This is a genomic window from Actinoplanes sp. NPDC049118 (assembly GCF_040648555.1).
Taxonomy (GTDB): Bacteria; Actinomycetota; Actinomycetes; order Mycobacteriales; family Micromonosporaceae; genus Actinoplanes.
In genome coordinates, this window is sequence record NZ_JBEZDY010000056.1 from 1 (window position 1) to 14,199 (window position 14,199).

At 71.7% G+C, this 14,199-nt stretch carries 12 protein-coding genes and 3 pseudogenes; 9 read left to right on the forward strand and 6 right to left on the reverse strand.

What is annotated here, in order from left to right:
- The 7 genes and pseudogenes from AB0B58_RS41830 to AB0B58_RS41860 form a co-directional block, all read left to right on the forward strand.
- Positions 1-420, forward strand: a pseudogene (locus AB0B58_RS41830) (phosphoketolase); the annotation flags it as partial.
- A gap of 132 nt (positions 421-552) precedes the next feature.
- Positions 553-1,401, forward strand: coding sequence for a universal stress protein (locus tag AB0B58_RS41835; protein WP_360236859.1), 849 nt, complete (start codon positions 553-555; stop codon positions 1,399-1,401).
- A gap of 312 nt (positions 1,402-1,713) precedes the next feature.
- Entirely contained in the window at positions 1,714-2,106 is a 393-nt protein-coding gene (locus AB0B58_RS41840; protein ID WP_360236825.1) for an Hsp20/alpha crystallin family protein, read from the forward strand.
- 119 nt (positions 2,107-2,225) lie between these two features.
- The gene (locus tag AB0B58_RS41845; protein WP_360236829.1) at positions 2,226-3,224 is read left to right on the forward strand and encodes a zinc-binding alcohol dehydrogenase family protein; all 999 of its coding nucleotides are present in this window, start codon (positions 2,226-2,228) and stop codon (positions 3,222-3,224) included.
- A 33-nt stretch (positions 3,225-3,257) separates the two neighbouring features.
- Positions 3,258-3,389 (forward strand): annotated as a pseudogene (locus tag AB0B58_RS41850) (Hsp20/alpha crystallin family protein); the annotation flags it as partial.
- A gap of 203 nt (positions 3,390-3,592) precedes the next feature.
- Positions 3,593-4,477, forward strand: coding sequence for a universal stress protein (locus tag AB0B58_RS41855; RefSeq protein ID WP_360236832.1), 885 nt, complete (start codon positions 3,593-3,595; stop codon positions 4,475-4,477).
- Between the two features lie 191 nt (positions 4,478-4,668).
- A complete protein-coding gene (locus AB0B58_RS41860) occupies positions 4,669-5,667 on the forward strand; it encodes an Acg family FMN-binding oxidoreductase (RefSeq protein WP_360236835.1) in 999 nt (332 codons plus the stop codon).
- Positions 5,668-5,742: 75 nt separating this feature from the next.
- Here AB0B58_RS41860 and AB0B58_RS41865 read toward each other — a convergent pair whose 3' ends face one another.
- From AB0B58_RS41865 to AB0B58_RS41875, 3 genes are all read right to left on the reverse strand, one after another.
- Positions 5,743-7,182: a DUF4389 domain-containing protein gene (locus AB0B58_RS41865; protein WP_360236838.1), complete on the reverse strand. Its 1,440-nt coding sequence runs from the start codon at positions 7,180-7,182 to the stop codon at positions 5,743-5,745.
- Between the two features lie 116 nt (positions 7,183-7,298).
- The gene (locus AB0B58_RS41870) at positions 7,299-8,945 is read right to left on the reverse strand and encodes an ABC transporter permease (RefSeq protein WP_360236841.1); all 1,647 of its coding nucleotides are present in this window, start codon (positions 8,943-8,945) and stop codon (positions 7,299-7,301) included.
- Positions 8,935-9,840 (reverse strand): ABC transporter ATP-binding protein, encoded by a 906-nt coding sequence (locus AB0B58_RS41875; RefSeq protein ID WP_360236844.1) that lies wholly within the window; start codon positions 9,838-9,840, stop codon positions 8,935-8,937. The genes AB0B58_RS41870 and AB0B58_RS41875 overlap by 11 nt, the downstream gene beginning before the upstream one ends.
- A 193-nt stretch (positions 9,841-10,033) precedes the next feature.
- On the opposite strand from AB0B58_RS41875, the gene AB0B58_RS41880 reads away from it, so the two are divergent.
- On the forward strand, positions 10,034-10,975 hold the full coding sequence (locus AB0B58_RS41880) for a universal stress protein (protein WP_360236847.1): 942 nt from the start codon (positions 10,034-10,036) through the stop codon (positions 10,973-10,975).
- Between the two features lie 64 nt (positions 10,976-11,039).
- Here the strand turns inward: AB0B58_RS41880 and AB0B58_RS41885 are convergent, their stop codons facing one another.
- The 3 genes from AB0B58_RS41885 to AB0B58_RS41895 all read right to left on the reverse strand — a co-directional run bounded on the left by AB0B58_RS41885 (position 11,040) and on the right by AB0B58_RS41895 (position 13,931).
- The gene (locus tag AB0B58_RS41885; RefSeq protein ID WP_360236850.1) at positions 11,040-11,591 is read right to left on the reverse strand and encodes a universal stress protein; all 552 of its coding nucleotides are present in this window, start codon (positions 11,589-11,591) and stop codon (positions 11,040-11,042) included.
- 5 nt (positions 11,592-11,596) lie between these two features.
- Positions 11,597-11,803, reverse strand: coding sequence for a DUF1918 domain-containing protein (locus AB0B58_RS41890; RefSeq protein ID WP_360236853.1), 207 nt, complete (start codon positions 11,801-11,803; stop codon positions 11,597-11,599).
- Between the two features lie 406 nt (positions 11,804-12,209).
- Positions 12,210-13,931: a GAF domain-containing sensor histidine kinase gene (locus tag AB0B58_RS41895; RefSeq protein WP_360236856.1), complete on the reverse strand. Its 1,722-nt coding sequence runs from the start codon at positions 13,929-13,931 to the stop codon at positions 12,210-12,212.
- Between the two features lie 161 nt (positions 13,932-14,092).
- Here AB0B58_RS41895 and AB0B58_RS41900 point away from each other — a divergent pair.
- Positions 14,093-14,199, forward strand: a pseudogene (locus tag AB0B58_RS41900) (DNA-binding response regulator); the annotation flags it as partial.

Sequence of the window (14,199 nt, forward strand, 5' to 3'; positions counted from 1 at the left end):
GTCGTCGACCTGATGACGCTGCCCCGGCCCAAGGACCACCCGCACGGCATGAGCGAGACCCAGTTCACCGAGCTGTTCACCGACACCGTCGACGTCGTGTTCTCCTTCCACGGCTACCCGGGAGCCATCCACCAACTGGTCCACGGCCGGCCCGACGCCGACCGGTTCCGGGTACGCGGCTTCATCGAGCAGGGAACCACCACGACCCCGTTCGACATGACGGTGCGCAACCGGGCGTCGCGTTATCACCTCGTGATGGATGCGATCAACAACGCCAAGCGCCTGCCGCGCGGCGCCACCGTCCTCAAGCAGTGGTGCGAACAGCAGCTGGCGAAGCACGAGGCGTACATCGTCGAGCATCTCGAGGACATGCCCGAGGTCCGCGACTGGTCCCTGGGCGACCGGGCGCAGCAGGGCTGACGGGCGGCGTTGGCACCCTCCCTGGCGTCCAAGGCCGGCCGCGGCGGGACGGGCCGAACGCCTCTGTACCGGGGTCGGCGCGCGGTAGACGCTGGAGTTGAAGACTATGCCTGGAGGTTCGCTGTGAATATCATGATCTGTTACGACGGGTCGTTGGCGGCCGGTGCCGCCATCGACTGCGCCGGCTCACTGCTGCCGCCGGCGCAGGGATGGATCGCGCACCTGTGGGTTCCGCCGTTTGCCAGCGACGCGCTGCGCCGCCAGCTCTGGCACGGCACGCGCCGGGTCGACGACTTCGTCGCGGCGATCGAGCGCGAGGGCGCGGCAGAGGCGGAGCGACTGGCCGGCATGGGAGTCATCCTGGCCAAGGCGGCCGGGTGGGAAACCGAGCCGGTAGTTGCGCGCAGCTACGGCGGCGAAGGGCTGCAGCTGGCCGAACTGGCCGAGAAACTCGACCCCGATCTCATCGTGCTGGGCTCGCGTGGCCTCGGCGGTGCCCGCGCCGTGTTCGGCAGCGTGTCCGATGTCGTTGTGCACTACGCGCCGCGGCCGGTCCTGGTGGTTCCGCATCCGATGCTCACCACCGAACGGGCGGCGTTGGCGGCCGGACCGGTGATCGTCGGCTGGGACGGCTCCGCCGGGGCGCACCGGGCGCTGGACGCCGCGGAGATGCTGTTCGGAGGACGTCGGATCCTGCTGGCGGCCGTTGCCGACGGTGAGGTCGCGGTGCCGCCGCCTGGACACGAATCGCTTGTCGTCGAGGTGGAGCACCGGCATCCCACGATCGGGCGGACGGTGGCCGAGGCGCTGGCCAGGGTGGCGGCCGAGCAGCAGGCGTCCGCGATCGTCGTCGGCTCCCGTGGTCGTTCCGTACCGCGGGAGATTCTGCTCGGCAGCGTGGCAATGGCCACCCTGCACCACACACCACGCCCGGTGGTCGTCGTGCCGCACCAGAGCGCGGCGAGGTCCGGAAAGGCTTGAGGTATCAGCGGCTGCAGGACGGAGCGAGCTCCGCCGCCGCGGGTTCCGTACCCGTGACGTGCTCGGGCGGCCTCGGCCGGGCATGGTGTTAACCGATGGTGGATTGCTGTTCGGTGGACAGGTTCTTGCCGCAGGCGCCAGGTTGATGGGTTCACCGTCGGCGATATCGGCTTGGTCAGCCGGCAGTGCGTCGTGCGTCCAGCACGCCCGTTGCCCGGTCGTGGTCGGCGGTACTTGAGGTCGTTCGGCCCTGGATACAGCAGGGTCCGCGAGGTGTGATGGAACTGGAAGGATCGAAGGGAGGTGGGGGAGATGACAGCGCTGTTGCCCCGCCTGTTCGGGGACATGACCGACTGGTTGGAGGTCGACTTCCCGCGCCCGGTGCAGGCGTTCCGTGTTGAGGACCGGATGACCGATGAGGAGTACGTGCTGCGCGCCGAGTTGCCGGGGATGGACCCGGAGAAGGACGTGCAGATCACCGCACTCAACGGCGTGCTGACCGTGGAGGCGGAACGGCACGAGCAGGACGCGGGGTCGGGCCGCTCGGAGTTCCGGTACGGCATGCTGCATCGCTCGGTGCGGCTGCCCGCCAACGCCGACGAGGCCGCGATCACCGCGACCTACGACAAGGGGATCCTGGAGATCATGGTTCCGTTGACCGCGCCGGAAGTGGCCGGTCGGCAGATCGCGATCACCAAGAAGTGACCTCGCCGCTCTGAAGTCGCCGGCCGGCGCGTAGCGTCGGCCGGTGCCGATCCGTACGGCCGGGCGCAATCGGGAGGTATGGTCCTGACCCTCCCGGACCATCGGATCGGAGGTGCGACATGTTCGGCTGGCAGGTGAGGGCTCCCGGCCCCGACGTCCGGCGCGCGCTGGCCCGCGTCCCGATGACCGTGCCCCGGCCGGCGCCGGGCGAGCTGCTGGTGGCGGTGGACGCGTGCGGGGTGTGCCGCACCGATCTGCACGTGGCCACCGGCGAGCTGCCGGTCCATCGGCCGTCGGTGGTGCCCGGGCACGAGATCGTGGGGCACGTGCTCGAGCCGGGTGCGGAGGCGACCGAGTTCCGGCCCGGCGATCGTGTCGGCGTCGCGTGGCTGCGCCGGACGGACGGGACCTGCCGGTTCTGCCGTAGCGGCGCCGAGAACCTGTGCCCGCGGTCGCGGTACACCGGTTGGGACGCCGACGGCGGATACGCCGATTTCACGACGGTGCCCGCGGACTTCGCGTACGCGCTGCCCGACGGCTACTCCGACACTGAGCTCGCGCCCCTGCTGTGCGCGGGCATTATCGGCTACCGGGCGCTGCGCCGGGCCGAACTGCCACCCGGTGGGCGGCTCGGCATCTACGGCTTCGGCGCGTCGGCGCACCTGACGGCCCAGATCGCCGTCGCCGAAGGAGCGCGGGTGCACGTGCTCACCCGCTCGTCGCAGGCACGGACGCTGGCACTCGATCTCGGCGCGACCTCAGCCGGCGGCGCGTATGACGTGCCACCCGAGCCGTTGGACGCAGCGGTCCTCTTCGCGCCGGTCGGCGACCTCGTACCGGTGGCGTTGCGAGCCCTCGACCGCGGCGGCACGCTCGCGATCGCCGGGATCTACCTGAGCGAGATCCCGGCGCTGGACTACGAGCGTGAGCTGTTCCAGGAGCGGACGGTTCGCAGTGTCACCGCCAACACCCGGCAGGACGGCCGTGCCCTGCTCGCGTTCGCGGCGCGGCACCGGCTCCAGGTCGCAGTCACGCCGTACCCGATGGACCGCGCCGCCGATGCCCTGGCCGATCTAGCCGCCGACCGGATCAACGGGGCCGCCGTCCTGTTGCCGTGAGGTTCCTCCACGGCCGGTGGCTCACCGCAGCGGTCCATCCGGCTACCGGGCAACGCCGACGAGTCCGCGGTCGCCGCCACTTATCGGAAAGGCATCCTGGAGATCACGGTGCCGCTGACGGCGCCTCTGCCGGCCGGTCACCAGATCACGGTGAACGCCGGGTAGAACTTTCAATCCCGCAACTCTCCCGGCCGGCGGCCTGTGCGAGGCCGGAATCATCCCGGTCGTCCAACGGCTCCCGGTCAGGGAGGGCGAGGAACGAAGTGATCCGGGTGTGACCTTCGTCCGGTCCGGACGGGACCTGTCGCACTGTCGACCACCCCGGCCGGCTCGCATGCTCGAGACACAGAGAGTGTGAGGAGCGGTCGATGAGAACCTATCCCGTCATCGTCGGTGCCGACGGCACCGACTCCAGCAGATCCGCGGTGCGGTGGGCGGCGCGCGAGGCACACCTGCGCAACCTGCCACTCAAAGTCGCGCACGTCTTCGACTGGGAGTGGCGCGAGGCCCGGTACGACATGAGCCACGAATATCTGGACCTGGCTCGTAAGGTCGCCGAGAACATCACCGCCGCCGCCGTTCACGATGCGCGGCTGGTGGCGGCGCGGCTCGACGTGGAAGGGGAGCAGCTACTCGGCCACGCCACCGCGCGGCTGCTCGCCGAGTCCGAGGCCGCCGAGCTGATGGTGCTCGGGAGCCGGGGCCGCGGTGGATTCGCCAGCATGCTTCTGGGCTCGGTGAGTCAGCGGGTGGCCACTCACGCCAAGTGTCCCGTGGTCGTGGTCCGAGGCCGCGGCGACGCCGCCGAGGGGCCGGTCGTCGCCGGAGTGGACGATTCCCCGGCCGCCGACCGCGTCCTGGAGACCGCCTTCGACGCGGCCGCCCGGCGCGGCAGTTCGCTGTCCGTGGTCCGGTCGCATCTTCCCCTCATTCCGCTGTGGCTGGCCGCCGACGTCCGGCCGGCCGACGTTGACACACCGGAGGCGGACGCGGACGAACGCGCGCGGCTGGAGGAGCAGCTGGCCCCGTGGCGGGCCAAGTATCCCGAGGTACCGGTCGAGGTGCTGCTCACCCACGAGAGCGCGGCAGCTGCGCTGGTCAAAGCGTCGGCCGGGGCTCAGCTCGTGGTGGTGGGCAGCCACGGGCACGGCGGCATCACCGGGACCCTGCTGGGTTCGGCTGGTCTGCAGTTGCTGCACCACGCGGAGTGCCCGGTACACATCACCCGTCCGCCGGCCTATGCGCGGAAGTAGGGCACCGTGCAACCCGATCACCTCGGCCGAACCGGGCATGCAGGTGCGTGTGGACGCGATACGGCGCGGACCGGTTCATACCACCTGGCGACCGGGGCCGCACGGCGCTCCGAGCCGGGACCAACGGCCCTGCACCATCCGGTCACGGCCTGGCAGGTTGAGGGGGATACGAACGATCGGAGGCTCCCGCCATGAACGCCAACGCCAATCTTGTCACGCGCGCCGAGGCGCGCGCTGCCCTCGAGTCGGCCGCGCGGGCCTCCCTGCGTGCGCCGTCGGTCTTCAATACCCAGCCGTGGAAGTGGCGCATTACCGGTGACGTCGCGGAGCTCTCTTCTGATCCGGAGCGTCGGCTCGGCGTGACCGATGCGGAGGGACGCCTGCTGTTGCTCAGCTGCGGCGGCGCGCTGCATCACGCGCGCGTCGCCCTGGCCGCACAGGGCTGGTCCGCGGAGGTCGACCGCCTGCCGGACGATCGGCGCCCGGACCTGCTGGCCCGGATCCGGGTCACCGGCCATTCCGCGCCGGACGCTGTAGCCGAGAGCCTGGCAGACTCGATCAGCCGACGGCGAACCGATCGCCGGGCCTTCGGCGAACGCAGCCTGTCGGACGAGACGGTGGCGCGGCTGAGCCGGCTGGTCGAGGCGGAGGGCGCACGCCTGCACAAGGTGCCGGACGAGCGGGTTCCAGTGCTGTCTGTGCTGGTCGACCAAGCCGCCGACGTGGAGTACTTCGACCCGGCCCACCGCACCGAGCTCACCCGCTGGACGCACCGGCCGGCGTGGACGGGGGACGGGGTGCCACCCGCCACCGCGGTGCAGACCAGCCTGCGTCGGGTGCCGGCGCGCAACTTCCTCCCGTCCGGCTCACCGGGCCTGCTCGCCGGCGCGGGTGACGACGAGGGCGCGGCGTACGTGATCCTCTTCGGCGCCGGTGAACGCCCGCTGGACCTCCTGCGCGGCGGGGAGGCGATGTCGGCGCTGCTGCTCGGTGCGACCACCGAGGGCGTCTCCACCGCGCCGATCAGCGAGGCCGTCGAGGTGGCCTGGCCGCGCCAGCTGCTGCGGCGGCTCCTGCCCGACGTCGGCGAGCCCTTCCTGATCGTGCGGCTCGGCTACGTCGACTCCGACGAGGTCCTGCCGGTGTCGCCGCGGCGCGAGGTCCACGACACCATCCAGGTCGACGACTAGCCAGGCCGTCCCGAGCGGGATGTTCCCGCCGGACGGCTGACGATGGCCCGGGTGCCGGGCCATCGTCGTACCGGGTTACGAGCCGACCGCGACCGGTGGTAGCGGAGCGGGAGCCGGACCCACCGGTCCGGCGCCGGGCGGCGGCCCGCTGTGCCGGCGCCCCAGTCCGACGCCACCGAGCACGATGAGGCCCAGCGCCACGAGGCCGAGCACGAGACCCGCGGCGAGCAACCCGCCGCCGAGGCCCGACAGGTCGGGCACCTGAAGGGCCCCGCGGACATCCGCCGACACCCCCGGAGCGCCGTCGGCGTTCGCGACCACCACGGCGAATTCACCGTCCACAACCTCCCACCGCAGCGTGGTCGTGCCCGACCCGGTCCCCGTGGCCAGCCAGAACGGCTGGATCGCGGGATCGTCGACGGCCCGCACGGCGCCGAACACCCGGCGGTAGTCCGCGGTGCCCGCGGTGAGGCCGATGACCTTGTCGTGCGCGGTCCCGGCCAACCATGCATCGACTGCCTGCTGCGGCGCGATGCCGACGAAGACGGCACGCCCGTCCGGCGCGGTCGCGGTGACCCGCAGCCCGCCGGCGTCGGCGAGGTTGCGCGCCCAGAGATCGGCGTCGACGATCGTGAGGTTCTCCACGGTGACCGCGGCCGTGGCGCTGGTCAGCTGCAGCGTCGGGCTGGTCACGTAGCCGGCGCGATCGCGGCCCGCCTCCAGGGCCAGCAGCGCGCCGCCGCCGATTCCGAGGCCGGCCGCGGGCGCCAGCAACAGAACGCCTGCCACCAGCGCGGTGATCGAACCGGCCGCCGAGGCTCTCATCGCCTCGGCCCGGGCCGTCGCCGGCGGTCCGCCCGACTCGGCTTCCGGCTCGGCGCCGCCCTGGTCCAGGCGGAACGGTGGGTACCGCGGTGTCAACAGCGTCAGGTACGCGGCTACCCGCAGGTTCCACCGGGCGATGCCGACCAGCAGGTCATGCAGGCCGCGCGGGTAGCGTCCGGTGAACAGCAGGGCCGAGCCGGCGATCAGGAGCGCGGCGCCGACCACGCTGACGGGCACGGCCATGCGCGCGTCACCGCCGCCGAAGGACCAAGTGGCCGCACCCGTGAGCGCGCCCAGAATGATCAGGTGCGGAACAGCGAACAGCCAGGCGAGCAGCGGCAGCCACCGTGGCGGCGGCCCGTCCGCGTCCAGTCCGATCCGCGCCGGGTACTCCGGCACGTCTGCCAGTGTGAACGGCGGGTACCGGTCGGTGCCGAGCGCCTGATAGCCGTAGTAGCCGACCCTCCAGGTCCAGCGGAGGACTCCGGCGTTGTAAGCCCGGATCGAGGCCGGATACCGGCCGGTGAACAACAGGGCCAGGTAGGCCACCGCGGTGACCACCACGAGACCGGTCCAGAGGACGAACAGGGCGAGGTAGTGCGGGACGAGCAGAAGCCACTTGACGAGCCAGAGCCAGCGGCTCAGAGCCTCGTCTCGGTGCGCCTCGACCCGCACGGGATAGCGGTTCATGACACCTCCCGAGGGTTTCCCTCAGCACATCGCGGCCGGGCGGGCGGGGGCAGTGCCGGAAGGCTCCAAGGGTCGGGAAGTCAGGCCCCCTGATCTGGCCGGCCACCGGATGGTCGTCAGGGTCCGGCGAGGGCACCGCGTCGCCATCGGGCCACCAGCAGGGCGAGCACCGTCCATCCGGCGACGATGGACAGATGATCCCAGGCGACACCCGCGCCGGTGTCGCCGGACCCGGTAGCGGCGAGCAACGCCTGCAGGAGGTGGCGGAGCGGAAACACGTCCGCCACGGCGGTGAGCGGGCCGGGCAGCGGCTGATCGCCGACGACGAAGACCTCCGAGATGAAGCAGAGCGGCAGCAGCGTGCCGAGAGTGACGGCGATCAGCGAACGTGCCGACGGCATGAGAGCGGCGAGCGCCAGGCCGAGCGCGGAGAAGCACAGAGAGCCGGCGCCGAGCGCGAGCAACAGCGCCGGTACGCCGCCGGCGGCGACGCTGACGCCGAGGAAGCTGATGCCGACCGCGGCGAGCACGGCGCAGGCGAGCAGCACGGTGATCAGGGTCGCGCACACCCGGCCCGCGACGTACCAGCGGAACGGCAGGGGAGTGCCGCGCAGCCGTTTGAGGACACCAGCGGACCGGGCACCCACCACGGCCTCGGTCAGGTCTACATAGCCGACCACCGCGGCGGTGTAGGCCACCATCCCGGCGAATAGGTACTGGGCCATCGGAAGGCCGTGTATGCGGGCGTTGCCGAAGACCGTCGGGAGCAGCATCAGCAGCAGCGCCGGGAAGACGACGGCGAAGAAGACCGAGAGTGGGTCGCGGCGCAGGCCGAGAAGCGCGTACCCGATCTGGCCCCGAAGCAGCGCACCGGGCGCCCAGCGCGGGCATTCGCGGGGCATCGTCAGCCGCGCGGGTCCGAGCCTCCGTGCGGGGGTGACCGTCGGCGGACGCGACGAGACCCGCGGCTGCCAGCCGAAGCTGCGGCGGGCGAGCACCGCGCCGGCCGCCGCCCAGATGGCGAGGACGGCGAGATGGTGCGGTGTGAAGCCGTACCCCTCGCCGGGGCGGAAGGTCTCGGCCAGGGCCTGGGCGAAGTGCTTGAGGGGCAGGACCGAGCCGGTTTCCGCCAGCCAGCGGGGGAGTTCGGCGCCGACGATGAACACGTCCGAGATGAAGGCCAGCGGGATCAACAAGCCCTGGGCAAGGGTCTGTGCCGCGCCCACGGTCCGGGTCGCGGAAGCCAGCGCCAGGCCGAGCGCCGCACAGCAGGCGACCCCGAGCAGCAGCGTGACCAGCATCGCCGGCACCTTGCGCCAGGGGACTTCGACCTCGTAGGCGAGTACTCCGACGGTGGCGAGCAGGGCCACCACCGCCACAGAGACGATCATCGAGGCGCCGATCCGGGCGGCCACGACGGTCCACGCGGGCACGGGTGCGGCGCGCAGGCGCAGGAGCACGCCGCTCTCCCGCAGGACAGCGGTGTCCACGGCGAGCATGGTGAAGGACGCCTGGGCCACGCCGAAGACGGCGAAGGGCGCGACGAGGAACTGTGTCACGGCAACGCCGTCGCCGGTGACCCGGCGCCCGATGATCGACGAGACGATGACCAGGAACGCCAACGGGAACGCGAGGGTGAAGAACACGGCGATCGGGTTGCGCAGGAACGCGCGTACGGCATGGGCGGTCAGCGCCGGCAGCGCGGCCGGCCGGGTGTGCTGGACCGGCAGCCCGACCCGCGTGGGCACCTGTTCAACGGTCATCGTGGCGCTCCTCGGTCAGGGCGAGGTACACGTCCTCGAGCGCGGGCGGGGTGACGGCGAAGTCGGACAGGACGATCCCGCGGGCGGTCGCCCAGCCGGTCAGGCGCGAGGTGTCCGGCACCGGTGCGCGGGTGACGAGTCGCAGTCGGCCGTCGCGGAGACGAGGCCGGGCACTCAGCTCGGGTAGGTCGGCGATGACCGCGGGTATCCGGCAGCTGATCACGGTCGGCAGGTCACTCGCGTCCCGCAGCTCCTGTGGAGTGCCCTCGGTCAGCAGCCGGCCCGCGCGCAGCACCGCGACCCGGTCGGCGAGCCGTTGCGCCTCCTCCAGGTAATGCGTGGTCAGCAGGATCGTGGTGCCGAGCTCGCGCAGATCCGCGACGAGGTCCCAGGCGTGGTGCCGGGCGGCCGGGTCGAAACCGGTGGTCGGCTCGTCGAGAAAGAGCAGGTCGGGCGCGCCGGCCAGGCCGAGCGCGAGATCGAGACGACGACGCTGCCCGCCGGAGAGGCCCTTGACCCGGGTGGTCCGCTTCTCGCCGAGCCCGACCACATCGATCAGCTCGTCGGGGTCGTGGCGGCGGGGGTACAGCGCGGCCTGCAGGCGAACCAGTTCGCGGACGGTGAACTCCTCCTCGAACCCGGCAGACTGCAGAACCACGCCGATCCGCGCCCGGTACGACGCGCCGCCGGTCGCCGGGTCGTAGCCCAGCACCTCGACCGTGCCGGAGTCCCGCGCGCGGTAGCCCTCCAGGATCTCCACGGTGGTCGTCTTACCGGCACCGTTGGGCCCGAGGAGCGCGAAGATCTCACCCTCGTTCACCGTGAAGGTGATGCCGTCGACTGCCCGCACCGGCCCGTAGCCCCGGACGAGGTCGCGTACCGCGATGGTGGCCATGTGCCGAGCCTGCGCCGATCCCGCCTGCCCGTCACAGCGGCGAAGGTCCCGCCCCGCGGGCCCACTCGGCCGGCGATCGGTGGCGGGCCGGTCCGGGTCCCGAACCGGCGACGCCCGGTCCGGGACCTCCGGCCCGGCCGGTCGTGTCCACCGGCCGTGCCGGACCGCGGCGCATCGCGCTTAGCCTGCAGATATGCCTGGAATCGACGCGGTTACGGAGGTACGGCCGGTAGTGGCTTGCGTGGACGGCTCGCGTACCACTCCGGCGACGGTCGACCTCGCCGCCGCGGAGGCGGTACGCCATCGGGCTCCCCTGCTGATCGCCCACGTCTGGCCGGGCAGGTACACCGGTGTCTTCCGCAGCCGCGGTGCGGTGGCCTCGCCGGCAGACGGCCGGCGCCTGCTCGACGTCACGGCGCGGCGTGCACAGCTGAGCTCGCCGGACCTGCCCGTCAGCACCGAGTTGCTGGACGGTGGCGCCGCGGACATGCTCACTGAACTGTCGAGGCGGGCGCAGCTGATCGTCGTGGCGCACCGTGACGACGTTCTGACCCGTGTCAGCTGGGGGTCGACCACGGCTTACCTCGCCCATTACGGTGCCTGCCCGGTGCTCGTGCATCGGGGCGCCGTGCCGACGAAGACCGGGCCCGTCGTGGTAGCGGTGTCCGCGCGTCCGTCGGGGGCCGCGACGCTGGGTTACGCCTTTGCCGAGGCCGCAATGCGGGGGGCCGCTCTCGTGGCGGTGCACATGTGGACGCGACAGGGCAGCGAGGACGGTCCGGCGCCGGCCGTAGTGGCGGGTGGCTATGCGGTGGAGCGCCGCGAGGCCGATAGGACGCTGGCCGAGGCGCTGGCCTGCTGGACGGCGCGGTATCCGTATGTTCCGATCGAGCGGCTCGTCGTGCACGACCTCGACATGGGGTACACGATCGAACGCGCCTCCCGGCGTGGGCGGCTGTTGGTCGCGGGAATCGGCCGGCACGGACGCTTCGCGGAATCGTTGTACGGTTCGGCGGGTCCGAGTCGTAGCGCTCTGGGTGCGGTGGCGTGCCCGGTGGTGCTGGTACCGGCGGGATGGCAGGCCGGAGAACCGGTGCCGGCCTACGGTGGGCCGGTCGCGGCCGATCCGGGTTGAGGTCGCCGGCGCGTGTGCGCTGTCGTGCAGGGCGCCGGGACGCCCAGATGTGTCACACCGGTCCCTATCGCCATCGGCCGGCAACGCTCGTAGGTCCGCTCGCCGGTACGATCGCAAGCGGACAGGCGGTTCGCCCGGTGAGCGCGCTCGCGCATTCCCCCAGGTGTTCGGGCATGCCCGCCGGATCGCTGTTCGCGGCCACGACGACGAGCGCGGCCCCGTGGCTCAGCTCGATCAGGGCGTGCGCGGGATCGCGGTCACGCACGATCTGCCGTTCGATATCCGTTGCCACTTCGGGCGGCAGACAGTCGTAGAGCGCACCGGACAGCAGACAGTCCGCGTCCGGCATCCGCTCCCGTCCGGTGCAGACGTGCACCACCCGTAGCGGCAGACCCAGACGCTCTGCCTGGGCGCGGGCGTACCGGACGATCGGGCCCGCGTCGCCGTCATCGTCGATCGCGGCGAGAACGAAGGTGCTGGCCTCGTCCGGCGCGCAACCCGGCACTGTGCAAGGTTCGTCGGTCGGGGCAACCGAAGGTCCGACCGCCCCTCCCCGCCGGACCTTCCTGCGACTCCGGAAGGTCGGTGCCCGTCCGGTTTGCGGCGCGGCGGTCATGACTATCACCGACCACGGCCTGGCACGGCGGGGTGTTCGATCCGTGCCTCCGGACCGGGGAAGATCAGCGTGGTGCGGCCGTCGTCGAGCCACCGCACCTCGTACGGTGGGCCGCCGTCGGTATGGGCGATTGCGGTGATGACGCCGATCCGGCGGAGATCGCCGAGATGGGCCGCCTCGAGGATGATTCGATCACCGATCTCAGCGATCATGACTGGCCTCCGTGGGTTCTCGTGGCCCACCGGGTGCCTGGCGGTGGTCGGCCGTTGACCGTCTTGGCGACGGTGGGTCTGGCGGTTCGTCGGCCGTCCGCTTCTTCTCCGGTCGTTGCGCCGTTCGGCATCCGGTGGGCTCAGGACAAGCCTCGCCGGGAAGCCGCGACGTCGTCAGGGTCATATGGCCTGATCACGGCATCCGTGGCGGATCCGCGACAGGACTTTCGGCCTTATCACGCGGCGGTGGGGGCGCCTGCGGGCTTCCGGGTGCTGAAGACCGACAACGGTGTGCACCGACATACGCGGGCGTCCGGGTCGAGCACGACGACGGCGAGGACCTCCGACCAAAGGTCACACCATTCTGCCGTTCACCGACCGGTGGATCGGGGCCGAAGTACCGGTCTCACCGGTCGAACGGCACCCGCCACGTCACTACCGTTCCTTTGCCGCCGGGGCCGGGGCCGGCCTCGAAGGAGCCGCCCAGGTCGTGTGCGCGTTCGCCCATGTTGACGACGCCGCTGCGGGCCAGCGCCGGGTCCATGCCGACGCCGTCGTCCTCGACCTGTATGACGACCTCGTTGTCCGCGGCGCGCACCGAGACCCGCACGTTGGTGGCTTCGGCGTGCCGGGCGGCGTTGGCCAGGGCCTCGCGCAGGACTGCGAGTAGTTCGGGGACGATGTCGTCGGGGATGGCGCTGTCGACCGGCCCGGAGGTGTCCAGCACCGGCCGGAAGCCGAGCGTCTCGGTGGCCGCTGCGACGGCGTCGTGGAGCTCGGTGCGTAGCGAGGCGCCGACAGGTGCGCGGAGCTCGAAGATCGAGCGGCGGATGTCGCGGATGGTCGCGTCGAGGTCGTCGACGGCGGTGTTGATCCGTTTGACCGCCTCGGGCCGGCCCGCATGCGCGGTCGCGCCCTGTAGTTGCATGCCGGTGGCGAACAGCCGTTGGATGACGACGTCGTGCAGGTCACGGGCGATCCGTTCGCGGTCCTCGAGGACGACGAGTTGTTCGCGTTCGTCCTGGGCCCGGGCGCGTTCCAGGGCGAGGGCGGCTTGGCCGGCGAAGGTGGACAGCAGCACGGCGTCCTCGTCGGTGGGCTGTTGCCCGGACTGCTGGGTGACGATCAGTACGCCGTGCAGGGTGTCGGAGCCGGCCAGCGGGGCGGCCAGGGCCGAGCTGTCGGGCACCGGTCCGGGCCAGTCCGCCGACGCGCGCAGGTTCTCCACCGTCCGGTACTTCTCCTGCCCGAACTCCGCCGCGGCCGCGCTGTCGACCGGGACCAGCCCGCCCTCCAGCGACCCGCAGCCGGGGTCGTCGCCGTCGGCGACCTCGATGGTGTAGCGGGAGTTCCGCCCGTCGTAGAGGAGCACCATGACCAGTTCGGCGCCGGCGACTTCGCGGGCGCGGCGGGCGATCAGCCGTAGGGCCTCGGTGCGGCGCACGGTGCCGAGCAGCACGCCGGTGATCTCCGCGGCCGCCGCCAGCCAGCGTTCGCGGCGCCGGGCGAGGGTGAACAGGCGGGCGTTGTCGATGGCGACGCCCGCGGCGGCGGCGAGCGCGACGACGATCTGCTCGTCGTCGTCGCTGAACTCGGCGGCGCCCTGTTTCTCCGACAGGTAGAGGTTGCCGAAGATCTGGTCGCGGGTGCGGACCGGTACGCCGAGGAAGCTGTGCATCGGCGGGTGGTGCGGCGGGAAGCCGTACGAGTCGGGGTGCTTGTTGATGTCGGGCAGCCGTACCGGATGGGGGTCGGTGATGAGCAGGCCGAGGACGCCGCGGCCGTGCGGCAGGTCGCCGATCCTCGCGTGGGTCTCGGGGTCCATGCCGTGGGTGATGAAGTCGGACAGCTCGGTGCGGTTGGCCCCGATCACGCCGAGCGCGCCGTAGCGGGCGCCGGCGAGCGCGCACGCGGAGGCGACGATGCGCTGCAGGGTACTGCGCAGGTCGAGGTCGGTGCCGATGCCGACGACGGCGTCGAGCAGGGCGCGCAGCCGCTCCCGGCTGGTCATCACCTCGCCGACCCGGTCGAGCATCTCCTGCAACAACTCGTCCAGGCGCACCCGCGACAGCGGCGTGAGCCCCAGGGACGGCGCCTCGGGGGGTTCTGCGGCCGACCGCTCACTCATGGCGTCAGGCTAGTCGCCTTGGGGGGAGCGGAACCAGGTGGCCCGATGATCGTGCCGGTCGCCTCAATCACGCCTGCCTCCCGCAAGTGTGCAGTGGCGGGGCGAAGGTGCGGGACCTTCGGCCCTTTGGCGTATGGGACGTCCGGCGGTAGGAAGGAGATATGATCCGAGTGTTCCTTCTCGACGACCACGAGGTCGTCCGCCGTGGCCTGATCGATCTGCTGCAGGCCGACGGCGACATCGAGGTGGTCGGCGAGTCCGGCTCAGC